General features: G+C 64.6%; 27 protein-coding genes. 14 read left to right on the top strand and 13 right to left on the bottom strand.

Going from position 1 to position 23,281, the window contains the following annotated elements:
- Positions 1-11: 11 nt before the first annotated feature.
- Together CAG31_RS03060 and CAG31_RS03055 are read right to left on the bottom strand one after the other, a co-directional pair.
- The gene (locus tag CAG31_RS03060; protein WP_085578003.1) at positions 12-1,493 is read right to left on the bottom strand and encodes a methyl-accepting chemotaxis protein; all 1,482 of its coding nucleotides are present in this window, start codon (positions 1,491-1,493) and stop codon (positions 12-14) included.
- Between the two features lie 188 nt (positions 1,494-1,681).
- The gene (locus CAG31_RS03055; protein WP_085578002.1) at positions 1,682-2,488 is read right to left on the bottom strand and encodes a TatD family hydrolase; all 807 of its coding nucleotides are present in this window, start codon (positions 2,486-2,488) and stop codon (positions 1,682-1,684) included.
- A 234-nt stretch (positions 2,489-2,722) separates the two neighbouring features.
- On the opposite strand from CAG31_RS03055, the gene CAG31_RS03050 reads away from it, so the two are divergent.
- The 3 genes from CAG31_RS03050 to CAG31_RS03040 all read left to right on the top strand — a co-directional run bounded on the left by CAG31_RS03050 (position 2,723) and on the right by CAG31_RS03040 (position 5,245).
- The gene (locus tag CAG31_RS03050) at positions 2,723-4,144 is read left to right on the top strand and encodes a transglycosylase SLT domain-containing protein (protein ID WP_085578001.1); all 1,422 of its coding nucleotides are present in this window, start codon (positions 2,723-2,725) and stop codon (positions 4,142-4,144) included.
- Positions 4,145-4,255: 111 nt separating this feature from the next.
- On the top strand, positions 4,256-4,690 hold the full coding sequence (locus CAG31_RS03045; RefSeq protein ID WP_085578000.1) for a DoxX family protein: 435 nt from the start codon (positions 4,256-4,258) through the stop codon (positions 4,688-4,690).
- Positions 4,691-4,936: 246 nt separating this feature from the next.
- Positions 4,937-5,245, top strand: a complete 309-nt coding sequence (locus tag CAG31_RS03040; protein WP_085577999.1) for a hypothetical protein — start codon at positions 4,937-4,939, stop codon at positions 5,243-5,245.
- A 7-nt stretch (positions 5,246-5,252) separates the two neighbouring features.
- Here the strand turns inward: CAG31_RS03040 and greB are convergent, their stop codons facing one another.
- From greB to CAG31_RS03025, 3 genes are read right to left on the bottom strand one after another with little or no spacing between them, the layout of a single operon-like run.
- Entirely contained in the window at positions 5,253-5,750 is a 498-nt protein-coding gene (gene greB, locus CAG31_RS03035) for a transcription elongation factor GreB (protein ID WP_085577998.1), read from the bottom strand.
- A gap of 34 nt (positions 5,751-5,784) precedes the next feature.
- Complete coding sequence (locus CAG31_RS03030) at positions 5,785-8,289, bottom strand: ABC transporter permease (protein ID WP_085577997.1); 2,505 nt, start codon at positions 8,287-8,289, stop codon at positions 5,785-5,787.
- Positions 8,289-8,972 carry an ABC transporter ATP-binding protein gene (locus CAG31_RS03025; protein ID WP_085577996.1) on the bottom strand — a complete coding sequence of 228 codons (684 nt, stop codon included), beginning with the start codon at positions 8,970-8,972 and terminating at the stop codon, positions 8,289-8,291. Before CAG31_RS03025 ends, CAG31_RS03030 begins: the two co-directional genes overlap by 1 nt.
- 10 nt (positions 8,973-8,982) lie before the next feature.
- Between CAG31_RS03025 and CAG31_RS03020 the strand changes: the two genes are divergently transcribed.
- The 3 genes from CAG31_RS03020 (at position 8,983) to CAG31_RS03010 (ending at position 11,086) form a co-directional block, all read left to right on the top strand.
- Positions 8,983-9,588, top strand: coding sequence for an arylesterase (locus tag CAG31_RS03020; RefSeq protein ID WP_085577995.1), 606 nt, complete (start codon positions 8,983-8,985; stop codon positions 9,586-9,588).
- A gap of 57 nt (positions 9,589-9,645) precedes the next feature.
- A complete protein-coding gene (locus CAG31_RS03015) occupies positions 9,646-9,939 on the top strand; it encodes a hypothetical protein (RefSeq protein WP_085577994.1) in 294 nt (97 codons plus the stop codon).
- Between the two features lie 175 nt (positions 9,940-10,114).
- Positions 10,115-11,086, top strand: coding sequence for a L,D-transpeptidase family protein (locus CAG31_RS03010; RefSeq protein ID WP_085577993.1), 972 nt, complete (start codon positions 10,115-10,117; stop codon positions 11,084-11,086).
- 123 nt (positions 11,087-11,209) lie between these two features.
- Here CAG31_RS03010 and oprI read toward each other — a convergent pair whose 3' ends face one another.
- Positions 11,210-11,461, bottom strand: coding sequence for an outer membrane lipoprotei OprI (gene oprI / locus CAG31_RS03005; protein WP_011335311.1), 252 nt, complete (start codon positions 11,459-11,461; stop codon positions 11,210-11,212).
- A gap of 639 nt (positions 11,462-12,100) precedes the next feature.
- On the opposite strand from oprI, the gene CAG31_RS03000 reads away from it, so the two are divergent.
- Positions 12,101-12,382: a GNAT family N-acetyltransferase gene (locus CAG31_RS03000; RefSeq protein WP_085577992.1), complete on the top strand. Its 282-nt coding sequence runs from the start codon at positions 12,101-12,103 to the stop codon at positions 12,380-12,382.
- A 63-nt stretch (positions 12,383-12,445) separates the two neighbouring features.
- On the opposite strand, the gene CAG31_RS02995 is transcribed toward CAG31_RS03000, so the two are convergent.
- Positions 12,446-13,522 carry a 3-deoxy-7-phosphoheptulonate synthase gene (locus tag CAG31_RS02995; RefSeq protein WP_085577991.1) on the bottom strand — a complete coding sequence of 359 codons (1,077 nt, stop codon included), beginning with the start codon at positions 13,520-13,522 and terminating at the stop codon, positions 12,446-12,448.
- Positions 13,523-13,696: 174 nt separating this feature from the next.
- Positions 13,697-14,140: a PilZ domain-containing protein gene (locus CAG31_RS02990; protein ID WP_085577990.1), complete on the bottom strand. Its 444-nt coding sequence runs from the start codon at positions 14,138-14,140 to the stop codon at positions 13,697-13,699.
- Between CAG31_RS02990 and CAG31_RS02985 the strand changes: the two genes are divergently transcribed.
- From CAG31_RS02985 to cysB, 5 genes are all read left to right on the top strand, one after another.
- A complete protein-coding gene (locus CAG31_RS02985; protein WP_085577989.1) occupies positions 14,139-14,525 on the top strand; it encodes a co-chaperone YbbN in 387 nt (128 codons plus the stop codon). The two genes, CAG31_RS02990 and CAG31_RS02985, sit on opposite strands and share 2 nt — an antisense overlap.
- On the top strand, positions 14,522-15,481 hold the full coding sequence (locus CAG31_RS02980) for a putative 2-dehydropantoate 2-reductase (protein WP_085577988.1): 960 nt from the start codon (positions 14,522-14,524) through the stop codon (positions 15,479-15,481). Before CAG31_RS02985 ends, CAG31_RS02980 begins: the two co-directional genes overlap by 4 nt.
- 30 nt (positions 15,482-15,511) lie before the next feature.
- A complete protein-coding gene (locus CAG31_RS02975) occupies positions 15,512-16,417 on the top strand; it encodes a 5'-nucleotidase (RefSeq protein ID WP_085577987.1) in 906 nt (301 codons plus the stop codon).
- Positions 16,418-16,515: 98 nt separating this feature from the next.
- Positions 16,516-17,019: a universal stress protein gene (locus tag CAG31_RS02970; RefSeq protein ID WP_085577986.1), complete on the top strand. Its 504-nt coding sequence runs from the start codon at positions 16,516-16,518 to the stop codon at positions 17,017-17,019.
- Between the two features lie 112 nt (positions 17,020-17,131).
- Complete coding sequence (cysB, locus tag CAG31_RS02965; RefSeq protein WP_085577985.1) at positions 17,132-18,106, top strand: HTH-type transcriptional regulator CysB; 975 nt, start codon at positions 17,132-17,134, stop codon at positions 18,104-18,106.
- Between the two features lie 15 nt (positions 18,107-18,121).
- Here the strand turns inward: cysB and CAG31_RS02960 are convergent, their stop codons facing one another.
- Together CAG31_RS02960 and CAG31_RS02955 are read right to left on the bottom strand one after the other, a co-directional pair.
- Entirely contained in the window at positions 18,122-18,604 is a 483-nt protein-coding gene (locus CAG31_RS02960) for a GreA/GreB family elongation factor (protein WP_085577984.1), read from the bottom strand.
- Positions 18,605-18,606: 2 nt separating this feature from the next.
- Positions 18,607-19,014: a hypothetical protein gene (locus CAG31_RS02955; RefSeq protein WP_085577983.1), complete on the bottom strand. Its 408-nt coding sequence runs from the start codon at positions 19,012-19,014 to the stop codon at positions 18,607-18,609.
- A gap of 124 nt (positions 19,015-19,138) precedes the next feature.
- Here CAG31_RS02955 and earP point away from each other — a divergent pair, with 124 nt between their 5' ends.
- Together earP and efp are read left to right on the top strand one after the other, a co-directional pair.
- Positions 19,139-20,281 carry an elongation factor P maturation arginine rhamnosyltransferase EarP gene (gene earP / locus CAG31_RS02950; protein ID WP_085577982.1) on the top strand — a complete coding sequence of 381 codons (1,143 nt, stop codon included), beginning with the start codon at positions 19,139-19,141 and terminating at the stop codon, positions 20,279-20,281.
- Between the two features lie 48 nt (positions 20,282-20,329).
- Positions 20,330-20,899 (top strand): elongation factor P, encoded by a 570-nt coding sequence (gene efp / locus CAG31_RS02945; RefSeq protein WP_085577981.1) that lies wholly within the window; start codon positions 20,330-20,332, stop codon positions 20,897-20,899.
- An 84-nt stretch (positions 20,900-20,983) separates the two neighbouring features.
- Here the strand turns inward: efp and CAG31_RS02940 are convergent, their stop codons facing one another.
- The 3 genes from CAG31_RS02940 to CAG31_RS02930 all read right to left on the bottom strand — a co-directional run bounded on the left by CAG31_RS02940 (position 20,984) and on the right by CAG31_RS02930 (position 23,243).
- The gene (locus CAG31_RS02940) at positions 20,984-21,994 is read right to left on the bottom strand and encodes an alpha/beta hydrolase (RefSeq protein ID WP_085577980.1); all 1,011 of its coding nucleotides are present in this window, start codon (positions 21,992-21,994) and stop codon (positions 20,984-20,986) included.
- A 36-nt stretch (positions 21,995-22,030) separates the two neighbouring features.
- The gene (locus CAG31_RS02935) at positions 22,031-22,450 is read right to left on the bottom strand and encodes an organic hydroperoxide resistance protein (protein WP_085577979.1); all 420 of its coding nucleotides are present in this window, start codon (positions 22,448-22,450) and stop codon (positions 22,031-22,033) included.
- A gap of 331 nt (positions 22,451-22,781) precedes the next feature.
- Positions 22,782-23,243: a MarR family winged helix-turn-helix transcriptional regulator gene (locus CAG31_RS02930; RefSeq protein WP_085577978.1), complete on the bottom strand. Its 462-nt coding sequence runs from the start codon at positions 23,241-23,243 to the stop codon at positions 22,782-22,784.
- Between the last annotated feature and the right edge of the window lie 38 nt (positions 23,244-23,281).

Below are 23,281 nucleotides of genomic sequence, written 5' to 3'. Positions count from 1 at the left end.
CGATGATTCCCCTACAGCTTCAGTTGCCCGATGGCCTTGCTGAGTTCGCCGGCCAGGGTCGCCAGCTCGTTGCTGGTGGTCGCCGAATCCACGGTCTGCTGCACGGTGTCTTCGGTCACGTCGCGGATGCTCACCACCGCACGGTTCATCTCTTCGGCCACCTGGCTCTGCTGTTCCGCCGCCACTGCGATCTGCGTGTTGCTCTCGCGCATCTGCGCCACGGCGCCGGTGATTTCCGCCAGCGCTTCGCCGGCTTCCTGGGCCTGCTGCACGCAGTCGTCGGCCTTGTACGAACTCTCCTGCATGAAGTCCACCGCATCGCGGGTGCCGGCCTGCAGCGCCGAGACCATGGTGGTGATCTCGTCGGTGGAGGTCTGCACGCGCTTGGCCAGGTTGCGCACCTCGTCGGCGACCACCGCGAACCCGCGCCCCATCTCGCCGGCCCGGGCCGCTTCGATGGCGGCGTTGAGGGCCAGCAGGTTGGTCTGTTCGGCGATGCTGTGGATCACGCTGACCACGCCGTTGATCTTCTGGCTGTCCTCGGCCAGGCGCTGGATCATTTCCGCGGTCTGCTGCACGCCGCTGGACAGCCCGGCGATCGACTGCTGCACCCGGCTCACCACCTGCTGGCCGCTGCCGGCCAGGCCGTCGGCGGTCTGCGACAGATCGCGGGTGGCGCCGGCGTGCTGGGCGATGTGGTGGACGGTGGCGGTCATCTCATTGATGGCCGTGGCGGCCTGGTCGGTTTCGCTCTGCTGGCCGAGCATGCCGTGGCGCACCTCGTTCATGCTCGACGCCAGGCGCGCCGCGCCGACGTCCAGTTGCCGCGCGGTGTTGGCGACCGTGGTCACCACCCGCTGGTAGCCGGCCTGCATGGCGTTGAAGGCGTTGGCCATTTGGCCGACCTCATCCTTGCACGCCAGCGGCACCCGGGCGCTCAAGTCGCCGGTCTTTTCGACGTGCAGCATCACGTCCTTCAGCGTGTTGAGTTGGCTCAGCAGGAAGCGGATCAGCAGTTGCGAAGCGCCGAGCATCGCCAGCATCAGGATGAACACCGCCACCGCATAGTTGGCGAACCGCTCGCTGAACACCTGGCTCATGCTCGGGCCGTAGGCGATGACCGCGACCTGCTGGCCATCGGGGCGGCCGAACACTTCGGCGCCCATCAGCGGGTTTTCGCCGAACAGCGGCAGATGGTTGATCTCGACCCAGCCGTTGCCGTCGCTGATCTCCAGTAACGGTTGATCGTTGAGGCGAGGGGCTTCGCCGCGTTTGAACGTCAGCACCTGATCGGTCTTGGGCAGCGCTTGCCCGGCCGGCCAGGCCTTGAGCAATTGCGCCTGCGCCTGGGCGGAGGCCTGGGCAGCATGGCTGCGGGACTGCTGTTCCAACTGCACGGCGTACAGCACCAGCAGCAGGGTGGTGACGAAGGCGACCGCGTTGACCGCCCAGAATTTGTATTTCAGCGAGATATTGCTAAGCCAGGCACCCATGGAGGTCTTCTCTGATAGCGGAAACAGTTTTGGCAAGGTGCCAGCATTGTGCCGGTATCGTGGGCGCGGAATCTTGATGTGCATCAAGGCCTGATGCTGTTCGAGCGCTGTAGGCACCCGCCTGCTGGCGATGGCGGCGGGGCAGGGTCAAGGGCGATCGCCGGGGCAGGCTGGCGCCTACAGGGGTGTCAGGGCAGGGTGGGCAGGCCGTAGAACGCCCGGGCGCAGGCGGTGGTGTGGGCCGCCAGGTCAGCCTCGGTTTCGCCGCGGTGCAGGGCGACTTCGCGCAGCACTTCGGTGAGGTAGGCCGGTTCGTTGCGCCCGTTCTTGGGCTTGGGCCGCAGGCTGCGCGGCAACAGGTACGGCGCATCGCTTTCGAGCATCAGGCGACCGCGCTTGATCTCCTTCACCAGCGGGTGCAGGTGGGTGCCGCGGCGTTCGTCGCAGATCCAGCCGGTGATGCCGATGTGCAGATCCAGGTCGAGGTAGCCAAACAGCGCCTTCTGCTCCCCGGTGAAGCAATGCACCACGGCGGCGGGCAAGCGGTCGCGGAAGTCGCGCAGGATGTCCAGCAGGCGTTGGCTGGCGTCCCGCTCGTGGAGGAACACCGGCAATTGCAGCTCGGCGGCCAGGGCCAGATGCTCTTCGAGCACCTTTTCCTGCTGCGGGCGCGGGGAAAAGTCGCGGTTGAAGTCCAGCCCGCATTCGCCCACGGCCACTACGCTCGGCTCCTTCAGCAGGGCTTGCAGGCGTCTGGCGCTGTCGGCGTTCCAGTCGCTCGCCGAGTGCGGGTGGATGCCGGCGGTGGCGAACAGCCGTTGTCCGCTCTCGTCCAGTTGCCGGCACAGTTCCAGCGCCTGTTCGCTGCCCTCGACGCTGGTGCCGGTCAGCACCAGTTGGCAGACGCCGGCGGCGTAGGCGCGGTCGAGCACGGCCTGGTGTTTGTCGGCGAAACTGGGGTTGGTCAGGTTGACGCCGATGTCGATGAGTTGCATGGTGCTTCCTCGGGCCGAAGGCCGGAAAGCATATCAGAGCCGTAGATTTATAAGAAAAGCCAAGAACTACAACACGTTATGGCTGTCTGTTGAGGCCGCGGGACAGGTTGGGCTGGCAGCAATGCCATCGCTGTGCCAGTCTTTCGCACTTTGCCAGCGCTTCAGGCGCTCTGTTTTCGTCGGTGTTCTTTGCTCGTTTCCGGGTGAAGGCGCCCTGTTCTTTCCGGAGAGTGGATGGTTCGTCCCTCGGTGTTGCTCCTGCTGTGCGGATCGTTGCTGCTGCCGATGACGGCCGCCGCGCGCCTGCCCGGCCCGTTGCAGGCCGTGCCGGCCGCCAAGGTGCGCGACCTGGCCGAGATCCGCGGCAGCCGCGTGCTGCGGGTGCTGGTCAACCAGAGCCGCAACAGCTCCGGCGAAGTGCAGGGTCAGGCCATCGGCGTCGAGTATCACCGCCTGCGCGCCTTCGAGCAGTACCTCAACGGCCACGCCCGTGACGGTCAGGAGATCAGCCTCAAGATCATTCCCAAGGCCAAGGATCAATTGCTCGGCGCGTTGCAGCGGGGCGAGGGCGACCTGGTGGCGCCGGGGGAACTGCTGGACCTGCAGCCCGGCCACGCGGTCGCCAGCAGCGAGCCGATCGCCAGCAACGTGCCGCTGGTGCTGGTGGGCATCAAGGGCGAGCGGCGCTACACCAAGGTCGAGCAACTGGCCGGCAAGACCCTGGCCCTGCCCACCGGCAGCGCGGCGGGGGAGGCGGTCGACCGGCTCAACCAGAAACTGGCGCTGCACAAGCTGGCGCCGATCAAGATCGAATGGGTCGACCCGACCCTGGCGGTCGAGGATGTGCTGGAAATGGTGCAGGGCGGCATCTTCCACCTGACCATCGTCGAGCAGCCCATCGCCGAGCGCTGGGGCAAGATCCTGCCCAAGCTGCGTTTCGACAAGCAGTTGATGATCAGCGAACCGGGTGAGGAATACTGGTTCGTGCGCCGCGACGCGTCGATGCTGCGGGCGAGCATCGACCGATTCCTGACCGGCTACAAGAAGCCGGCCAACGAAGACGCAGCGTTCCTGCGCATCTACCGCCGTCTCTATCAAGTCCACTATCCCTTGGCCAAGGCCGATCGCCAGCGCCTGGAAAGCCTGCGCCCGACCCTGCAGAAGCACGCCGAAGCGCAGAACATGGACTGGCTGAACCTGGCGGCGCTGGCGTTCAAGGAGTCGGCGCTGCAACCCGGCGCGCGGGGCGGCGGCGGGCCCACCGGTCTGATGCAGATCACACCGTCGGCCGCGCAGCGGGTCGGCGTGGGCAATATCCAGAATCTCGATGGGAATGTGCAGGCCGGGGCCAAGTACCTGGCGATGATCCGCCGCAAGTTCTTCAACAGCCCCAAGCTCAACGAGCGCGAGCGCATGGCGTTCACCCTGGCCGCCTACAACATCGGCCCCGAGCGCGTGCAGGGCATGCGGGCCGAGGCGCGGCGACGGGGCCTGAACCCCAACCAGTGGTTCTTCCAGGTCGAGCGCATCGCCATGGAGCAGGTGGGAATGGGGGCCGTCAGCTATGTTAATAGCGTGAACAAGTACTACTTGGCGTTCGACCGGGAGCGCGAGTCGCTGGAGCCCCGGGGACAGAAAGTCGTCTCACGCAAATGATCTAATAAATTGATTGTTATGGCGGAATTTTTGCGCTTTTAACATAAATTTTTCTGATTAATATAGCGGCCAACCACACACACTTTCCCCAAGAAGTTAAGGAACGCAAACATGAGCTCTCTGATCAACAAAGTACTGTTCACCCGCGCCGGCTACGGCCTGACCGTTCTGCGCATCGCCGTCGGCGTGATCTTCGCCGCCCACGGCGCACAGAAACTCTTCGGCCTGTTCGGCGGCTACGGCCTGGCCGGCACCGCACAGTACATGGAAAGCATCGGCCTGACGCCGGGCTACCTGATGGCAACGCTGGCCGGCGGCACCGAGTTCTTCGCCGGCCTGGCCCTGATCATCGGCCTGCTGGTGCGTCCGGCGGCGCTGGGCCTGACCTTCCTGTCGCTGGTGGCGATCTTCACCGTGCACATCGGCAACGGCCTGTTCATGGCCAACAACGGCTACGAGTTCGCCCTGGCTCTGCTCGGCGGCAGCATCGCGGTCCTGATCGAAGGGGCCGGAAAACTGTCGGTGGATCGCGCCATCGCCGGCTGACCGCTCTGGAACACGGCAAAAGGCCCGCATTGCGCGGGCCTTTTTTGTTGCGGCCGATTCTTGACACTCGACAGCCGCGTTCTCTAGGATGCCGCTCATGCGCCGATTTAAACAGCTACTTGCGGGGCGCCAGGTGACTCATCCAGTCGCCGTCAGAAGCCGGTTCGGCTTCGAAATACCGCTAAAGCGCTGGTTCGGTGTTGCCTCTCACCTGCCATGCAGACTTTTGAGGCAGAGACACGACACATGAATGCACTTCGCCCTCCAGCTCGTCCCGCGCCGATCACGGCACACATCACCCAGCGCAATCCAAAGATCCTGCTTGGCGGCAAGCATCAGCCGACGCTGCTGCGCTACCTCGATGGCTGGCCACGCCGCAGCGGCGGCCCTGCCGCGTTCCTCATCCAGTTTGTCGAAGACGGCGAGTCGCTGGCGCGTTTTGCCGACGACAGTTTCGATCTGGCGGTGATTCAGGCGCCGGGCCGCGACGAAGCGCCGGAGATGATCCGGCACCTGACCCGCGTGGCACGGCAAGGGCTGATCGCCCGAAGCTGAGCCCCCTTCAGGGATACTCGATGGCGACGATGTACACGAACTGCTCGCCGGTCGGCGTCTGCACCCGCACTTCCGCGTCCAGCGCCTTGCCGACGAGGGCTCGGGCCAGGGGCGAGTCGATGCTGATCAGGCCCAGCTTCAGGTCCAGTTCATCGGGCCCGACGATGCGGTAGCGCGACTGCTTGCCGTCTTCGTCCTCGATGGTGACCCAGGCGCCGAAGTAGACCTTGCTCGGGTCGCTGGGCTTTTCGCTGACGACCTTCAGCGCCTCCAGGCGCTTTGTCAGGAACCGCACCCGGCTGTCGATTTCGCGCAGCATCTTTTTGCCGTAGGTGTACTCGGCGTTTTCCGAGCGGTCGCCCTGGGCTGCCGCTTCGCTCACCGCCTGCGTCACCTGCGGGCGGCGCACGTGCCACAGCTCATGGAATTCGGCGCGCATCCGCGCTTCGCCTTCGGGGGTGATCAGGGCGGTGCCGGCGGTGCGGGGAGGGCGGTAACGGCTCATGTCGATGTCTTGTGGTGAAGAGGGCTGGAGTCTATCAACCCTCGCGCAGCACTGTCAGCGGGCTTGAGTTGAGGGCCCTGCGCGTGCCGAACACACCGGCGGCGCCGATCAACGCCGCGCCGATCAGCGGCAGCACCAGCAGCCAGGGGTGCGGGTGCCACGGCAGGTCGAAGGCGTAGCGGTACAGCACCAGGCTCACCACCTCCGAACCGATGGCCGCCAACAGGCCGCTGACCGCGCCGAGCAGGCCGAACTCGATCCGCCGCGCCTTGACCAGCACCTGCCGCTGCGCACCGAGCGCACGCAGCAGCGCGCCCTGGCGGATGCGCTCGTCCAGGGTGGCCTGCAACCCGGAAAACAGCACCGCCATCCCGGCGGCCAGCACAAACAACAGCACATACTCCACCGCCAGGGTGACCTGGGCGAGGATGCTGCGCAGCTGTTCGAGCAGGGCTTCGACCTGCAGGATGGTCACCGCCGGGAAGGCCCGCGACAGTTCGACGATCTGCAGGTCGTGGCCGGGCGCCAGATAGAAGCTGGTCAGGTAGGTCGCCGGCAGGTCCTTCAAGGTGCCGGGCTGGAAGATCATGAAGAAGTTCGGCTGGAAGTTGTCCCAGTTGATCTCCCGCAGGCTGGTGACCCTGGCCTCGCGGTTGACCCCGCCGACGCTGAACGCCATGAGGTCGCCGAGCTTGAGCTTCAGGCTTTCGGCGACCTTGCCTTCCACCGAGACACCCGGGACGCCGTCCGCAGGCTGCCCGCTCCACCAGGCGCCGGCGGTGATCCGGTTGCCCGCCGGTAGGTCGGCGGCCCAGGTCAGGCTCAGGTCGCGCTGGACGGCGCGGTCGCCGGCCGAGTCCTTGCTGACGATCTGCTGCACCGGTTCGCCGTTGATGCTGATCAGCCGCCCCGGCACCACCGGATACAGGGGCGCCGCTTGGGCCGATACGTTGATCAGGTGATCGGCGAAGGCTTGCTTGTCCGCCGGCAGGATGTTCAGGGCGAAGTAGTTGGGTGCGTTTTTCGGCAACTGGTTCTGCCAGGTGTCGAGCAGTTCGCCGCGCAGCAAGGCAATCAGCGCCATGGACAGCAGGATCAGGCCGAAGGCCAGCGCCTGGCCGGCGGCCGCCAGCGGATGGCGCAGCAACTGGCCCAGCCCCAGGCGCCACGGCAGCGGTGCGCGGGCCAGCAGGCGACGCAGGCTCTGCAGCAGCGACAGCAGCAGGCCGCCCAGCACCAAGGAGGCGACCACGCCCCCGCCCAGCAGGGCGAAGGTCAGGAGCAGATCCAGGCTCAGGCGCCACATGATCAGGCCGAGCGCACCCAGCGCCGCACCGTAGACCATCCAGGCGCTCGACGGGATCGGCAGCATGTCCCGGCGCAGCACCCGCAGCGGCGGCACGCGGCCCAGCGCGGCGAGCGGCGGCAAGGCGAAACCGGCCAGCGCCACCAGCCCGGTGCCGATCCCGGCCAGGGCCGGCAGCAAGGTGCCCGCCGGCACGTCGGCCGGCAGCAGGTCGTGCAGCAACGCGAACAGGCCCAACTGCGCCAGCCAGCCGAGCAACGCGCCGCCGAGGCTGGCGAGCAGGCCAAGCACCAGCAGCTGCAGGCTGAACAGCACCAGGGTTTCCCGGCGCGACAGGCCGAGGCAGCGCAGCAGGGCGCTGGCGTCGAAGCGGCGGCTGGCGAAGCGGTTCGCCGACAGCGCCACCGCGACGCCCGCCAGCAGCACCGCCACCAGGCTGGCCATGTTCAGGTAGCGCTCGGCCTTGCCCAGCGCGCCGCCGATCTGCCGGTTGCCGTCGCGGGCGTCCTGGATGCGCTGGTTGGCGGCCAGTCCGGGTTTGATCAGTTGCCGGTAAGTCTCCAGCGCTTGGGGCTTGCCGCGCCACAGTTCGCGGTAGCTCACCCGGCTGCCGGGCTGCACCACGCCGGTGGCGGCCAGGTCCTCGAGGTTGATCAGCACCCGCGGCGTCAGGCTGTAGAAATTGCCGGCGCGGTCGGGCTCGTAGGTCAGCACCCGGGTCAGCTTCAGGGTCTTTTGGCCGACATCGATGCTGTCGCCGATCTTCAGGTCAAGTGCCGTCAGCAGGCGCGCCTCGACCCAGGCCTCGCCGGGCTGCGGCTCGCCGCCCGCTTCTTCGGCAGCGAAAGGGGCGGCTGCGCTCTTCAGTTCGCCCCGCAGGGGGTAGGCGCGGTCGACGGCCTTGATGCTCGACAGTTGAATGCCGTTGTCGGTGGCGATGACGCTGGAGAACTCCACCGCTTGCGCGTGGTCCAGGTGCAGTTCGGCGCCGCTGCGGATCTGTTCCGGGCGAGCCGGCGAGCTGCCTTCGAGCACGAGATCCGCGCCGAGGAACTCGGTGGCGCGCAGCATCATCGCGCCGTTGAGGCGCGCACCGAAATAGCCGATGGCGGTGCTGGCCGCCACCGCCACCAGCAAGGCGAAGAACAGTACCCGCAGTTCGCCTGCGCGGGCATCGCGCAGCAATTGACGCAGGGCAAGGCTGAACAGGCGCAGCAGCGGCAGGTGTGCCATCAAGGCTCCAGGGGGGCGACCAGTTCGCCGGCTTCAAGGCGGATCAGGCGCCGGCAGCGATGGGCCAGGCGTTCGTCGTGGGTCACCAGCACCAGGGTGGTGCCGCGCTCCTGGTTCAGTTCGAACAGCAGGTCGCTGATGCGTTGGCCGGTGTGGCTGTCGAGGTTACCGGTGGGTTCGTCGGCGAACAGCACATCCGGCTCGGCGGCGAAGGCCCGGGCGATCGCCACACGCTGTTGTTCGCCGCCGGAGAGCTGGCGCGGCGAGTGGGTCAGGCGCTGGCCGAGGCCGACCCGCTGCAGCAGTTCGGTGGCCCGGCTGCGGGCGTCCTTGCGGCCGTCGAGCTCCAGCGGCAGCATGACGTTCTCCACGGCGTTGAGGCTGTCGAGCAGTTGGAACGACTGAAAGACGAACCCCACGTGCTCGGCGCGGATGCGCGCGCGCTGGTCTTCGTCCAGGTTGCTCAGGCCCTGGCCGGCGAGGGTGACTTCGCCGCTGCTGGGCAGGTCGAGCCCGGCGAGCAGGCCGAGCAGGGTGGACTTGCCGGAGCCGGACGCGCCGACGATGGCCAGGCTGTCGCCCTTGGCCAGTTCCAGGCTGAGCGGGTGCAGGATGGTCAGTTCGCCTTCCGCCCCGGAAACCACTTTGCTAAGGTTCTTCGCGGTGAGAATGCTTGCGCCCATGGAGAATCCGATGCGTGTTTGGTTTTTGAGTGCCGGCCTGGCCGTGATGTGCATGGCCCAGAACGCCGTGGCGGGCACCGTCCTGATCGTCGGCGATAGTATCAGCGCCGCTTTCGGGCTGGATACCCGGTCGGGGTGGGTGTCGTTGCTTGAGCAGCGCCTCAGGCACGAGGGTTTTGACGATAAAGTGATCAACGCCTCCATCAGCGGCGACACCAGCGCAGGTGGCCAGGCGCGCCTGCCGGCGCTGCTTTCGGAGCACAAGCCGGATCTGGTGATCCTTGAGCTCGGGGGCAACGACGGCCTGCGCGGAATGCCTCCGGCGCAATTGCAACAAAATCTTGCTTCGATGATCGACAGCGCCCGCCGGAGCGGTGCGAAGGTGCTGTTGCTCGGCATGCAACTGCCGCCCAATTACGGCAAGCGCTACACCGATGCCTTCGCAAAGGTGTACGGCAACCTGGCCGCGGAAAAAAGCATCCCGCTGGTGCCGTTCTTCCTCGACGGGGTGGGCGGGCATCCTGACCTGATGCAGGCCGACGGTCTGCACCCGGCCGCCGGGGCCCAGGGGCGGTTGCTGGAAAATGTGTGGCCGGCGCTGAAACCGCTGTTGTGAGGCTTTTCTAGCGGCAGGCTTTCGGCTAATGTGGCGCCCCCCTAATTGGAGCCCCCGATGCCGCGCCCTGCCTGGTCCCTGTTTGCCTACCAACTGATCGAGCCTGACGAACAGCTGGATCTGTTCGCCTGCCAGGAAGTGCGGGTGCATCTGGTGGCCCGTCAGCTGGAACTCGGCGGCTCGGTGGACCGGACGCTCTGCGGCGGCCTGTTGCCGGCGCAGCCGCGCTGGTCGAGCGTGGATCGCCGGGTGTTTCAGGACCAGCGCCTGTGTTCCCTGTGCCGGGCGATCCTGGAGTCTCAGAAGCGCGGCACCTCGCCGATCTGGCCCGAACTGCGCTTCGAACTCTAGGTCGCCTGCGGCGAGGACGCTGGCTCCCGCTCGGCGACGAAACCTGCGCAAGTCCACGTGAACGCGATTTCATGGTCGCGCCGGCCGCCGCAGGTCTAGCATCTCCCCGTATTCCGCGGGCGCGGTGTACAATCGCGCTCTTGTACCCTTGTCGATCATGCGAAGGATTCTCCGGATGTTGCCGCGTCTTCCTGCCGTCACCCGCTGCCTGTCTCTTGCCGCCCTGTGCGCGGCTGGCCCCGTTGCCGCACTGGAATTTCCCCTGCCACCGCCCGGTGAGGACATCATCGGCCAGGTGCAGGTGATCAAGGCCAAGTACGAGGACACCTTCGCCGACCTGGGCACCACCTACGACCTGGGCTACTCGGAAATGGTCGCGGCCAACCCGGGCATCGACGCCTGGCTGCCGGGCGCCGGCACCGAGGTGATCCTGCCGACCCGCTTCATCCTGCCGCCGGGCCCGCGCGAAGGCATCGTCATCAACCTGGCCGAGTACCGCCTCTACTACTACCCGAAAGGCCGCAACGTGGTGTACACCTTCCCGTTGGGCATCGGCCGCGAGGGCTGGGGATCGCCGATCGCCCATACCACCATCACCGCCAAGACGCCGAACCCGACCTGGACGCCGCCGGCCTCGATCAAGGCCGAACACGCCGCCGACGGCGATCCGCTGCCGAACGTGGTGCCGGCAGGCCCCGACAACCCGTTGGGCCCGTTCAAGTTCACCCTCGGCACACCGGGCTACCTGATCCACGGTTCGAACAAGAAGTTCGGCATCGGCATGCGCACCAGCCACGGCTGCTTCCGCATGTTCAACAACAACGTGCTCGAAATGGCCGGCATGGTGCCGGTCGGCACGTCCGTGCGGATCATCAACGACCCGTACAAGTTCGGCCGCAGCGGCGGCAAGGTCTACCTCGAGGCGCACACGCCGCTGGACGACAAGGGCAACCCGTCGGTGGTCGACAAGCACACGGCGGTGATCAACGCGATGCTCAAGCGTGAGGACATCACCAACAACCTGCGCATGAACTGGGACGTGGTGCGTGACGTGGTGGCGGCCGAAGACGGCCTGCCAGTCGAGATTGCCGTGCCGAACACCTCGGCGCCGATGGTCTCCAGCGCCCCGATCGACCTTCAGCAGTAGGCCTGATGACGAAACCCGCCGGCGCGTGACGCGCCGGCGGGTTTTTTGTTGCCTGCAGAAAGCGGCGGGCACAAAAAAGCCGACCCAAAAATGGGTCGGCTTGATAACAATCCCGAAGGACTATTACTTGCGGCTAGCTTTTTCCAGCATGCGCAGAGCACGCTCGTTAGCTTCGTCAGCAGTCTGTTGTGCTTTTTGAGCAGCAGCCAGAGCTTCATCAGCTTTGCGGTAAGCTTCGTCTGCACGAGCTTGGGCGCGAGCAGCTGCGTCTTCAGTAGCGGTCAGACGTGCTTCGGTTTCTTTCGATGCGCTGCTGCAACCGGTAGCCAGAACTGCGGCCAGAGCCAGAGCAGAGAATTTCAGAACGTTGTTCATCGTGTTCCCCTTCAAGGACTTTCAATTAAGTGGCTGTCTCCTCCGATTGAGGAAATAGCCGGCGTACATACTACCCGTTACTTGTAGTAAGTAAACTGACGTAGTGCAAGAAGCAAAAAAAATTGTAGGCGCTGATTCTTTTTCGAGCAACTTTTAACTGGCCTGTATAAAAAATGTCCAGCTGTAAGCCCCGTGATGAGCGAGTCAATGAGAAAAAGTTCCCGTTAGGCAATGCTGTTTTGCCGTCGTTGGCCAATGTCCGTCTATATGGATTCGTCCACACTTTCATTGCGATTTTGTGCGGTGCTTCGCCTATCTTTGGCCGTGTAGAGGTGACTTAAAAAGACGGGGCTCGTCTTACGTCTCAACATCCGGCAATGTTCAGGCGTGCGGAGCGGGGGCAAGCGTCGCCCGCACCGCGCCCGGCGTCCACCGGAGCCGCCGTCGCCGGCGTGCATGTTGACGAGTGTGCCTTGAGCATTTGGCCCATTGGTGCCTACTATTCGTCACGTGCCAGGTTGCGCGAGATCGGTGCGGCTCTTCTCGGTGTCCATCAGGCACGGGGTGGCGTAGATGTTCCTTCGCCGGGAAAACATCGGTAAGGTAGGGGTCATATTCAAAGACCCGCGAGGAGTAGTGATGAGCGAGGCGTTGTCCATCCACCATGACCAGGCTGGTCATCAGTTCGAGACCAATGTGGACGGTCATCGTGCCTACCTGACCTATATGGATCTGGGGAAACAGACCCTGGACATCTACCGCACCTTCGTGCCCAACGCCTTGCGTGGCCGAGGCATCGCGGCGGCACTGACCGAACGGGCGCTGCAGTACGCCGACGAAATGGGCTACACGGTGATTCCTTCGTGCTCCTACGTCGAGCGCTACATGGAGCGCCATCAGAAGCGCACCGCCAAGATCTGAACGTCATCCATAAAAAAAACGCCGGGCTCAGCCCGGCGTTTTTTTATGCCCGCGATAAAGCTGTCAGGTGCGCTGACGCTTGGGCAGCACGTCCTTGAGTTTGGCGTGCATGCTGCGCAGGGTGTTTTCGGTGGCGGTCCAGTCGATGCAGGCGTCGGTGATCGACACGCCGTACTGCAGGTCGGCGAGGTCTTTCGGGATCGCCTGGCAACCCCAGTTCAGGTGGCTTTCGACCATCAGGCCGATGATCGACTGGTTGCCTTCCAGGATCTGGTTGGCGACGTTCTCCATCACCAGCGGTTGCAGCGCCGGATCCTTGTTGGAGTTGGCGTGGCTGCAGTCGACCATGATGTTCGGCTTGATCTTCGCCTTGGTCAGCGCCTGTTCGCACAGGGCGACGCTGACCGAATCGTAGTTCGGCTTGCCGTTGCCGCCGCGCAGCACCACGTGACCGTAGGCGTTGCCCTTGGTGGTGACGATCGACACGCCGCCTTCCTGGTTGATGCCCAGGAAACGGTGCGGGCTGGAGACCGACTGCAAGGCGTTGATCGCCACGGTCAGGCCGCCGTCGGTGCCGTTCTTGAAGCCGACGGCCGAGGACAGGCCGGAAGCCATTTCGCGGTGGGTCTGGGATTCGGTGGTGCGCGCGCCGATGGCCGACCAGCTGATCAGGTCCTGCAGGTACTGCGGGGAGATCGGGTCGAGGGCTTCGGTGGCGGTCGGCAGGCCTTTCTCGGCCAGGTCCAGCAGCAGTTGGCGACCGATGTGCAGGCCGTCCTGGATCTTGAACGAGTCGTCCAGGTAAGGGTCGTTGATCAGGCCTTTCCAGCCGACGGTGGTGCGTGGCTTCTCGAAGTACACGCGCATGACCAGGTACAGCGTGTCGGAGACTTCCGCCGCCAGCACCTTCAGGCGCTCGGCGTATTCGTGGGCGGCCTTGACGTCATGGATCGAGCACGGGCCGATCACGACGAACAGGCGGTGGTCGGTGCCGTCCAGGATGTTGCGGATGACTTCGCGACCCTTGGTGACGGTGCGCAGGGCAGCGTCGCTCAGGGGGATATCGCGCTTGAGCTGATCGGGAGTGATCAGGGTCTCGTTGGAGGCGACGTTAAGGTCGTTGATCGGTAAATCAGCCATCGTTTACTCGTCAGGTCACGGGTGCCGTCCGCCAGCGATCCCCGCGCGGCGGAGCACAGCGGAATTGAGCGCGTCGGGGAGCGGAACCTTAGCGCGTTAGGCGCCTGCTCGACAATGGGAAAGTAACTGTTCAGGGGGGCTTTCGCGCCGGGGCGACGGGGCCCCGGAAGCCGTTCAATCCAGAACGGGGTGGGCAAAGGCCTTGCGGACGGTGTCGTGGGAGAACTCGTCGGCGTGCTGCGCGACCCATTGCAGCGCCAGCGCCTGGATGTCCTGCAGGTCGTCGTGGGCCTCGTTGAGGCGGCAGTAGCGTTCGATCTGGCACACTTGCTCGCCCATCCGCGCGCTGAACAGCGTCTGTTCGTCCGTGAAGGCGATGCCCACCAGATAGCCCTTCTTGCGCCGCAGGCACCAGGCGACGTAGCCCGGATAGCAGATGTCGGCGTTGAGGGTCGGCATGCGCACCTGCAGCGCCGTGCCGTGGCGCCATGCACGATGGTAATTGCAAGCGATGCCGCCGAGGCTGATAGTGTTCAGCCGTTGCCGCGAAATGCATTCAGGTGTGAGCAACGTCAGTTCAACGGGCACATCGTCCGGATGAGGAATGAAACGTCCCATGAGCACAGACTCCCTGTGTCGGCCATTTGACATTGTTTCCCCCAGTATAGTGGTCGAATCGCAACTGACCGATTTCGACGCCGACCAACGGCTGCTGGCGATGAGCGGCGTTTCCCTGGTGATCTTCACCAGCGCGGGCTGTGCCTCGTGCCGGTATGCCCGCCAGACGCTGCCGACGCTGAAGCTTGCGGTCGATCGCTTGTGCTGGATCGACGCCGGCGACAACGGCGGGCTCGTCGAGCGTTATCAGGTCTTTCATTTGCCGGCGCTGTTTGTGGTGCGCGACGGCGAGTTCTTTGGTGCTGTGCACACGCGCCTGAGCGCCGGCGAGCTGAATGCCGCCGTGGCCGGGGCGCTGGAGCGAATTGCAGAGGAGTTGCCATGACGGGGACAGTGAACAACAGGCCGGCGGTGGGGATCATCGGTACCGGCGCGATCGGCGGGTTCTACGGATTGATGCTGGCGAGGGCCGGGTTCGATGTGCACTTTCTGTTGCGCAGCGAGTTCAGCGCCGTGGCCGAGCGCGGCTTGCGGGTGGAAAGTGCGGTGCACGGCGCGCTGACGCTCGACCCGGTGCAGGCCTACGCAAAAGCCGACGACATGCCGCCGTGCGACTGGCTGCTGGTCGGGGCCAAGACCACCGGCACCGCCGACCTGGCGCCGGCGATCGTGCGGGCGGCGAAGCCCGGCGCCAAGGTGCTGTTGCTGCAGAACGGCCTGGACGTCGAGGACAGCCTGCGGGCGTTGCTGCCCGATTCGCTGCACCTGCTCGGCGGCCTGTGCCTGATCTGCGTCCACCGCGAGGGGCCGGGGCAGATCACCCATCAGGCGCTGGGGGCGGTGAACGTCGGCTACCACAGCGGCCCGGCGCCGGACGGCGCGGCGCGGATGGCGATCGTCGAGGAGGGCGCCGGGCTGTTCCGCGCCGCCGGCATCGACTCCCAGGCGATGCCCGACCTGCAGCAGGCACGCTGGCAGAAGCTGGTCTGGAACATTCCCTACAACGGTCTGTCCGTGCTGCTGGGGGCGAGCACCACCCCATTGATGGCCGACGCCGACAGCCGCGTGCTGATCCAGGCGCTGATGGCCGAAGTGGTGCAGGGCGCCAAGGCCTGCGGCCATGACATGCCGCCGGGCTACGCCGACTATCTGTTCATGATGACCGAGAAAATGCCGGACTATTGGCCGAGCATGCATCATGATTTCCTGCACAAGCGGCCGCTGGAACTGGAGGCGATCTACGCCCGGCCATTGGCGGCGGCCAAGGCGGCGGGGTGCGAGCTGCCGCGGATCGAGGCGTTGCACCGAACCTTGGGGTTCATCGACCGACGCAACAGGTGAGAGCGTTTTTCATGCACGGCGAGGGAAGGCATGGCAAAGAACATCGATGACAAACTGGTGCTGGCGATTTCGTCCCGCGCCCTGTTCGACCTGAGCGAAAGCCACAAGGTCTATGAGTCGAGCGGCGTCGAAGCCTACCGGCAATACCAGATCGAGCATGAGGACGAGATCCTCGCGCCGGGCGATGCCTTCCCGCTGGTCGAAAAGCTGCTGAGCCTCAACGCCCGTCTCGGGCGGGCGCGGGTCGAGGTGATCCTGGTGTCGCGCAACAGCGCCGACACCGGCCTTCGGGTGTTCAACTCGATCGGCCATTACGGCCTGGCGATTTCCCGGGCCGCGTTCGTCGGCGGGCGCAGCCCTTATCCGTACCTGAAGGCGTTCGGCTGCGACCTGTTTCTCTCCACCCACGCCGAGGACGTGCGGGCTGCGCTGGACGCAGGGTTCGCCGCGGCGACCATCCTGTCCGGCGGCGCCGGCCGTGCGGCCAGCGACGAACTGCGCATCGCCTTCGACGGTGACGCGGTGCTGTTTTCCGACGAGTCGGAGCGCATCTATCAGTCCGGCGGGCTGGAGGCGTTTCAGGCCAAGGAGCGCGAGTCGGCGCGCGAGCCGCTGCGCGGAGGGCCGTTCAAGGGGTTTCTGGCGGCGCTCAACGTGCTGCAGCGTGAGTTCCCGGAGGACGATTGCCCGATCCGCACCGCGCTGGTGACGGCCCGTTCGGCGCCGGCCCACGAGCGGGTGATCCGCACCCTGCGCGAGTGGGACATCCGCCTGGACGAGTCGCTGTTCCTCGGCGGTCTGACCAAGGCGGCGTTCCTCGAAGCGTTTGCCGCCGACGTGTTCTTCGACGACCAGGCCGGGCACTGCGAACTGGCGCGGGAAGTGGTCGCCACCGGTCACGTGCCCCATGGCGTGAGCAACGAACCTTCGCTCTGAAGCCCGCGTGGCACAAGACGTTGCACCGCCCGCCGCTGTCGCCAAGGCACTGCTAAGCTGAATCAAATCTCCGCCATGTCGGCACGCTGGGAGGTCACATGATTCGTGCGATGCTGTATGCCACTGACCTCGGTCTGTACGCACCGTTAGTGATGCAGCACGCCTTGGCGCTGGCGCGGACGTTCGACGCCGACCTGTATGTGGTGCACGCGGTGGAACCCATGGGGCTGTTCGCCGAATCGGTGCTGCAGAGCTATCTCGACGAGCAGGCGCTGAACGAATTCCACAGCCAGGGGCTGAAGACGGTCATCGCCAACATCGAGCAGCGGGTGCTCGACAGTTTCCGCGAAGAGCTTGGGGACGAAGGGGAGCAAGACCTGCAGCGGATCCGGGCCGTGCGGGTGCTGCAAGGGGATCCGTCCCAGGTGATTCTCGAACAGGTGCAGAAACTCTCGGTCGATTTGCTGATCGTAGGAAGTCACAGCCACGGGGTGGGGGCGGAAACGCCGTTGGGGCGCACGGCGGCCCGGGTGCTGCAATTGTCCAAGGTGCCGGTTTATCTGGTGCCGCTGGTGGAGCGTCGGCGTCGGGAGGATCGCTGAAGCGGAATAATGGCGTTTTGATGAAATAGTTCTAGATTTATTCTTCAAACCATTCATATAGTTATATATCGTCGCTGATGCCCGTGGCGTCTACCTGCTTTGAGGGATTCATATGAAGCTTCAACAATTGCGCTACATCTGGGAAGTGGCGCACCACGACCTCAACGTTTCCGCTACCGCCCAAAGCCTCTACACCTCGCAACCGGGCATCAGTAAACAGATCCGACTGCTGGAAGACGAACTCGGCGTCGAAGTGTTCGCCCGCAGCGGCAAGCACCTGACCCGCGTCACCCCGGCCGGCGAACGCATCATCACCACCGCCGGCGAGATCCTGCGCAAGGTCGAGAGCATCAAGCAGATCGCCCAGGAATTCTCCAACGAGAAGAAAGGCACCCTGTCGATCGCCACCACCCACACCCAGGCCCGTTATGCGCTGCCGCCGGTGATCAGCAATTTCATCAAGCAATACCCGGACGTGGCGCTGCACATGCACCAGGGTTCGCCGATGCAGATCGCCGAAATGGCCGCCGACGGCACCGTGGACTTCGCCATCGCCACCGAAGCGCTGGAGCTGTTCGGCGATCTGGTGATGATGCCGTGCTACCGCTGGAACCGTTGCGTGGTCGTGCCCCAGGGCCACCCGCTGACCAAGCTGCCGAAGCTGACCCTCGAGGCGCTGGCCGAATACCCGATCGTGACCTACGTGTTCGGTTTCACCGGCCGCTCCAAGCTCGACGAAGCCTTCAGCCACCGCGGCCTGACGCCGAAAGTGGTGTTCACCGCCGCCGACGCCGACGTGATCAAGACCTACGTGCGCCTGGGTTTGGGCGTGGGCATCGTGGCGAAAATGGCCGTCGACACCACGCTCGACAAAGACCTGGTGGTGCTCGACGCCAGCGAACTGTTCGAGTCCAGCGTGACCAAGATCGGTTTCCGCCGCGGCACCTTCCTGCGCGGCTTCATGTGCGACTTCATCGAAAAATTCGCGCCGCACCTGACCCGCGAAGTGATGGCCAAGGCCATCCAGTGCCACAACAAGCAGGAACTGGAAGAGCTGTTCGACGGCGTCGAACTGCCCGTCCATTAAGTAAGCGTCTCCCTTCTAGAGCACCTCGGTGACAGCGAACTGTTGCCGGGTGCCCGCCACCAGCACCTCCACCTCATCGCCTTCGAACCTGCCCAGCAGACCTTTGCCCAGCGGCGAGCGCGGGCTGATGACGGTGACTGGCTGACCCACCACATCGACCTTCAGGCCTGCCGCATCCGGCGCCAGGAACAGCCATTGCTCGCGCCCGCGTTCGTCCTCAAGGCCGAGCAGCGCACCCACCTCGATGCCCCGGCTGTCGTCGTAGGCGCGCAGGATCAGGTTCTGGCACAGCGCCAGCGACTGGCGGATTTCCTCGACGCGCCTGGCCTGCCCGGCGGCCAGGTACGACGCCTCCAGCCCAAGGGTGTCGTACTTGTTCTCGGCGATGTTCTCTTCGTGGGTCGCGGCCTCGTAAGCGGTTTGCGCCGCGCGCTCGGCGATGTCGAGGTCGCTGCGCAGCTTGTCGAGGATCAGTTGGTGGACGGTGTGTTTGTTCATGGTCAATCGCAGAACTGCAGCACGTTGGCGCGGCTCTTTTCGCTCGGGGCCGTCTGATCCTGCTGCAGCCAGAACTGGCATTTGGGATTGGACAGGTTGCGGGTGCTGTTGCGGGCCTGATCCAGGCGCACTTGCTGTTCGTTCTTGCGCAGGTTCTCTTCGTACTGCTCGAACATCCGGTTCTGCGGCTCCGGTTGCGGCTGCGGCTGGGCGACGGCCGGCGGCTTGCCCATTTGCTGAACCGCCTCGGTCACCGGGGCCAGCTGATGGCTGAAGAGCCGGGAGGCGAGCCACCAGGTCAGGGCGATGGCAAGAAAACCCAGCCACAGGCCGAGGGCGATGCTGCCGGTCAATTGCAGCGCACTAAGCTGAACGGGCAAAGGGCGACGCGGGGCGGGACGGTAGGGCATGACAGCCTCCTGGCGGACGAGAGCGGGCGAGCACCGATTGTCGCACGAAGATTCGTCGGCGTCGGCTCTTCTCCGAGGGCGCGTTTGCGCGGACAATCGGCGCTTTTGCCAACGGGAGCTTCTGATGGCGGCAACGAACACCCGCTGGGACATCTTTTGCACCGTGGTCGACAACTACGGCGACATCGGCGTGACCTGGCGCCTGGCCCGGCAACTGGTGGCCGAGCACGGCGTGGCGGTGCGCCTGTGGGTCGATGACCTGCGGGCGTTCGAGCGTCTCTGCCCGGAAATCGACCCAAGCCTCGCGCAGCAGCGGCAGCAGGGGGTCGAGGTGCTGCACTGGCCGCAGGCGTGGGTCGGGGCGGAGGCGGCCGATGTGGTCATCGCCGCGTTCGCCTGTCAGTTGCCTGGCCCGTACATGGATGCCATGGCCGAACGGGAACAACCGCCGCTGTGGATGAACCTCGACTACCTCAGCGCCGAAGACTGGGTGGTCGGGTGCCACGGACTGCCGTCGGTGAAGTACCGGTCGGTGCAGAAGTTCTTTTTCTTTCCGGGGTTCCAGCCAGGCACCGGTGGGCTGTTGCGTGAGCAGGGGCTGATCGAACGGCGTGAGGCGTTTCAGCAAGATCCCGCAGCCCAGCGAACATTCCTGCAGGAACTGGGGATTGATCCGGCGCCCGGCTCAGAGCTCATTTCACTGTTCGCCTATGAGAACGCCGGCCTGGCCAGTTGGCTCGATGTGCTGGCCGCCGATGCCCGGCCGACCCACTTGCTGGTGCCGGAGGGCCGGATCCTGGGCGACGTCGCCCGCTGGCTCGGGGTGGACGCGCTGACGGCGGGCGCCTTGCAGGTGCGTGGGTCGCTGACCGTGCAGGTCATCCCGTTCGTGCGTCAGGACCAATACGACCGCTTGCTCTGGTGCTGCGATTTCAATGCGGTGCGCGGGGAGGACTCGTTCGTCCGGGCGCAGTGGGCGGGGCGGCCGATGCTGTGGCACATTTACCAGCAGGAAGAAGACATCCACCTGGACAAGCTCGACGCGTTCCTGGCGCTCTACACCCAAGGCCTTTCGTCGGCTGCGGCCGAGGCGACAAGCGGTCTATGGCGGGCATGGAGCGCCGGACTCCCCATCGGACAGCACTGGCTCGCGGCCCGCAAACACTGGACGGAACTGCAGCGGCACGCCCAATCCTGGTCTCTGGAACAGGCCTTGCAGGCCGATCTTGCCACGGCGCTGGTACAGTTTTACCGAAATTGGCTATGATACGCGGCCTAGATTTTTGTACATCCCATCCAAATTCGGATATTCGCAATGAAAACTGGTAAAGAACTCAAACCCGGTACCGTGCTCCGTATCGACAACGATCCTTGGCTGGTTCAGAAAACTGAATTCACCAAGTCGGGCCGTAACAGCGCGATCATGAAGACCAAGCTGAAGAACCTGCTGACCGGTTACAAGACCGAAACCGTTTACGGTGCGGACGACAAACTGGACGACGTGATCCTGGACCGCAAAGAAGCCACCCTGTCCTTCATCAGCGGTGACTCCTACACGTTCATGGACACCACCGACTACACCATGTACGAGCTGAACGCCGAAGACATCGAAAGCGTGCTGCCGTACATCGAAGAAGGCATGGAAGACGTCTGCGAAGCCGTGTTCTTCGAAGGCCGTCTGGTATCGGTAGAACTGCCGACCACCATCAGCCGTCAGGTCGTCTACACCGAGAACGCCGCTCGCGGCGACACCTCGGGCAAGGTGATGAAGCCTGCCAAACTGAAGAACGGCACCGAGATCCAGGTTGCTGACTTCATCGAAATCGACGAGTGGATCGATATCGACACCCGCGACAACTCCTTCAAGGGTCGCAGCAAGAAGTAATTCTGCTGTCGTGTCGCACAAAAAAACCCGACCATCGAGTCGGGTTTTTTTGTGCCCTGCGGGAGCGGGACTGTTCCTACAGCTTCACTTCAAGTGTTGCTTGAGTTCCTGCGAAGCCTGAAGCATCGCCGAACGCACCGCCGGCACCTGGCTGACCACGTTGAGCAAACCGTAGTCGTGGATCAGACCGTTGTAGCGCACGGCCGTCACCGGCACACCGGCCTCGTCCAGTTTGCGGGCGTAGGCCTCGCCTTCGTCACGCAGCACGTCGGCGCTGGCGGTCTGCACCAACGCAGGCGGCAGGCCTTTGAGTTGCGCGGTAGTGGCCCGCAGCGGCGAGGCGTAGATCTCGTTGCGCTGCTTGGCGTCGGTGGTGTAGTTGTCCCAGAACCACTTCATCATGTTGCGGGTGAGGAAGTGCCCCTCGGCGTACTGGTTGTAGGAACCGGTGTCGAAGTTGGCGTCGGTCACCGGCCACAGCAGCGCCTGGAAGCGGATGGCCGGAGTGCCCTTGTCCTTGGCCATCAGCGCGACCACGGCCGCCATGTTGCCGCCGACGCTGTTGCCGGCCACGGCCAGGCGCTTGCCGTCGACGTTGATCTCTTTCCCGTGCTCGGCCACCCATTTCGTGGCGGCGTAGGCCTGGTTGATCGCCACCGGGTAATGCGCTTCCGGCGAAGGGGTGTAGTTGACGAACACCGCCGCCGCACCCGAACCGGCCACCAGGTCGCGCACCAGGCGTTCGTGGGTCGGGAAGTCCCCCAATACCCAGCCGCCGCCGTGGAAGAACATGAACACCGGCAGCTCACCCTTGACCCCGGCCGGGCGGACGATGGTCAGGCTCAGCGGCTGGCCGTCGACCTGGATGGTCTTCTGGCTGACATCGGCCGCCGGCAGCGTCAGCTTGACGCCGGCCTGGGCGCCCACCAGCACGGCGCGGGCCTCTTTCGGCGTCATCTGTTCCATCGGCTTGCCGTTGCCGGCGTTCAGCGCATCGAGGAACGCCTGGGTGTTGTGTTCGACATCACCGGCGAACGCGCTGTGGACGGACAGGGCGAGAAGGGTGCCGGTCAAGACTTTGCTCAAAGCGTTCATGTTCATTTCCTGTGTTCGGGCCTTGGGTGTCGAGGGTTACACGGTGACGTGCAGGCGTACGTCGACGTTGCCGCGGGTGGCGTTGGAGTACGGGCAGACCTGGTGGGCCGCGTCGACCAGGCTTTGCGCGTCGGCCTGTTCCAGGCCCGGCAGGCTGATGTGCAGGTCGATGTCCAGACCGAACCCGCCTGGGATCTGGCCGATGCCGACATGGGCTGTGATCGAGGCGTTGTCCGGGATCTTGCGTTTGGTCTGGCCGGCGACGAATTTCAGGGCGCCGATGAAGCACGCCGAGTAGCCGGCGGCGAACAGTTGCTCAGGGTTGGTGGCCGCGCCGCCGGCACCGCCGAGTTCTTTCGGGGTGGCCAGCTTGACGTCGAGGATGTTGTCGCTGGAGATCGCACGACCGTCACGGCCGCCGGTGGAGGTTGCGATTGCGGTGTAGAGAGTTTGCATGGTGTGAGCCTCTTGAGGTGTGTTTTCCGCGCTAATTGTTTGCGCGTTAAGTAAGTGCGAGGTGAATGTATCGCTCAAATATTTAGCGCGCAATATAAATTTTTCGAAAAGGCCGGCTCAACCAACGGAACGACCCCGCTGATGGGTCGGAAGCTTTTGATATGAAAGGTTTTTTATAGAAAAGCAGGAGGCAGAAAAATTTTGCGCAGACGGGCGAAACGCAGCCTTGTAGGAGCGAGCCTGCTCGCGATGGCGGTGGTTCAGTCACGCAAAGGCTGAATGTCCGACCGCTATCGCGAGCAGGCTCGCTCCTACAGGGGGAAGGGGGGATTCAGCTCAGGCTGTCTTGCAGGTGGCTGCGCAGCGCCTGCAGTTCGGCCTGCAGGTGCTGCAGGCGCTCCAGCGAAAAGCCGCTGGCGCCGAGGATGCACTGCGGAATGGTGCGGGCCTGCTCGTGGAGGGCGCGGCCCTGCTCGGTCAGTTCGACGATCACCACCCGTTCGTCTTCCCGGCTGCGGGTGCGGCTGAGCAGGCCTTCGCCTTCCAGGCGCTTGAGCAGCGGGGTCAGCGAGCCCGGATCGGTCAGCAGGCGTGCGCTGATTTCCCCGACGGTCAAGCCGTCCTTTTCCCACAGCACCATCATCGCCAGGTATTGCGGGTAGGTCAGGCCGAGCGCTTGCAGCAAAGGCTTGTAGACCTTGGTCATCATCAGCGAAGTGGAATGCAGGGCGAAGCAGGCCTGGTTGTCCAGCAGCAGGTCTTCGCAGAGGTCGGTGTTGCGGTCGGTGTTCATGTCAAAGCCTTGATCGGTAATCGGATGAATCTAGCGCC

It is taken from the genome of Pseudomonas sp. R25(2017), assembly GCF_002112565.1.
GTDB lineage: Bacteria > Pseudomonadota > Gammaproteobacteria > Pseudomonadales > Pseudomonadaceae > Aquipseudomonas > Aquipseudomonas ekonensis.
The sequence above is the reverse complement of the archived record's forward strand: the minus strand, read 5'-3'. Positions and strand labels throughout refer to the sequence as shown.

Coding starts and splice junctions, on each gene's coding strand:
- CAG31_RS03060 (WP_085578003.1), bottom strand. CDS start 1,493: ATGGGTGCCTGGCTTAGCAATATCTCGCTGAAATACAAATTCTGGGCG.
- CAG31_RS03055 (WP_085578002.1), bottom strand. CDS start 2,488: ATGCAACTCATCGACATCGGCGTCAACCTGACCAACCCCAGTTTCGCC.
- CAG31_RS03050 (WP_085578001.1), top strand. CDS start 2,723: ATGGTTCGTCCCTCGGTGTTGCTCCTGCTGTGCGGATCGTTGCTGCTG.
- CAG31_RS03045 (WP_085578000.1), top strand. CDS start 4,256: ATGAGCTCTCTGATCAACAAAGTACTGTTCACCCGCGCCGGCTACGGC.
- CAG31_RS03040 (WP_085577999.1), top strand. CDS start 4,937: ATGAATGCACTTCGCCCTCCAGCTCGTCCCGCGCCGATCACGGCACAC.
- greB (WP_085577998.1), bottom strand. CDS start 5,750: ATGAGCCGTTACCGCCCTCCCCGCACCGCCGGCACCGCCCTGATCACC.
- CAG31_RS03030 (WP_085577997.1), bottom strand. CDS start 8,289: ATGGCACACCTGCCGCTGCTGCGCCTGTTCAGCCTTGCCCTGCGTCAA.
- CAG31_RS03025 (WP_085577996.1), bottom strand. CDS start 8,972: ATGGGCGCAAGCATTCTCACCGCGAAGAACCTTAGCAAAGTGGTTTCC.
- CAG31_RS03020 (WP_085577995.1), top strand. CDS start 8,983: ATGCGTGTTTGGTTTTTGAGTGCCGGCCTGGCCGTGATGTGCATGGCC.
- CAG31_RS03015 (WP_085577994.1), top strand. CDS start 9,646: ATGCCGCGCCCTGCCTGGTCCCTGTTTGCCTACCAACTGATCGAGCCT.
- CAG31_RS03010 (WP_085577993.1), top strand. CDS start 10,115: ATGTTGCCGCGTCTTCCTGCCGTCACCCGCTGCCTGTCTCTTGCCGCC.
- oprI (WP_011335311.1), bottom strand. CDS start 11,461: ATGAACAACGTTCTGAAATTCTCTGCTCTGGCTCTGGCCGCAGTTCTG.
- CAG31_RS03000 (WP_085577992.1), top strand. CDS start 12,101: ATGAGCGAGGCGTTGTCCATCCACCATGACCAGGCTGGTCATCAGTTC.
- CAG31_RS02995 (WP_085577991.1), bottom strand. CDS start 13,522: ATGGCTGATTTACCGATCAACGACCTTAACGTCGCCTCCAACGAGACC.
- CAG31_RS02985 (WP_085577989.1), top strand. CDS start 14,139: ATGAGCACAGACTCCCTGTGTCGGCCATTTGACATTGTTTCCCCCAGT.
- CAG31_RS02990 (WP_085577990.1), bottom strand. CDS start 14,140: ATGGGACGTTTCATTCCTCATCCGGACGATGTGCCCGTTGAACTGACG.
- CAG31_RS02980 (WP_085577988.1), top strand. CDS start 14,522: ATGACGGGGACAGTGAACAACAGGCCGGCGGTGGGGATCATCGGTACC.
- CAG31_RS02975 (WP_085577987.1), top strand. CDS start 15,512: ATGGCAAAGAACATCGATGACAAACTGGTGCTGGCGATTTCGTCCCGC.
- CAG31_RS02970 (WP_085577986.1), top strand. CDS start 16,516: ATGATTCGTGCGATGCTGTATGCCACTGACCTCGGTCTGTACGCACCG.
- cysB (WP_085577985.1), top strand. CDS start 17,132: ATGAAGCTTCAACAATTGCGCTACATCTGGGAAGTGGCGCACCACGAC.
- CAG31_RS02960 (WP_085577984.1), bottom strand. CDS start 18,604: ATGAACAAACACACCGTCCACCAACTGATCCTCGACAAGCTGCGCAGC.
- CAG31_RS02955 (WP_085577983.1), bottom strand. CDS start 19,014: ATGCCCTACCGTCCCGCCCCGCGTCGCCCTTTGCCCGTTCAGCTTAGT.
- earP (WP_085577982.1), top strand. CDS start 19,139: ATGGCGGCAACGAACACCCGCTGGGACATCTTTTGCACCGTGGTCGAC.
- efp (WP_085577981.1), top strand. CDS start 20,330: ATGAAAACTGGTAAAGAACTCAAACCCGGTACCGTGCTCCGTATCGAC.
- CAG31_RS02940 (WP_085577980.1), bottom strand. CDS start 21,994: ATGAACGCTTTGAGCAAAGTCTTGACCGGCACCCTTCTCGCCCTGTCC.
- CAG31_RS02935 (WP_085577979.1), bottom strand. CDS start 22,450: ATGCAAACTCTCTACACCGCAATCGCAACCTCCACCGGCGGCCGTGAC.
- CAG31_RS02930 (WP_085577978.1), bottom strand. CDS start 23,243: ATGAACACCGACCGCAACACCGACCTCTGCGAAGACCTGCTGCTGGAC.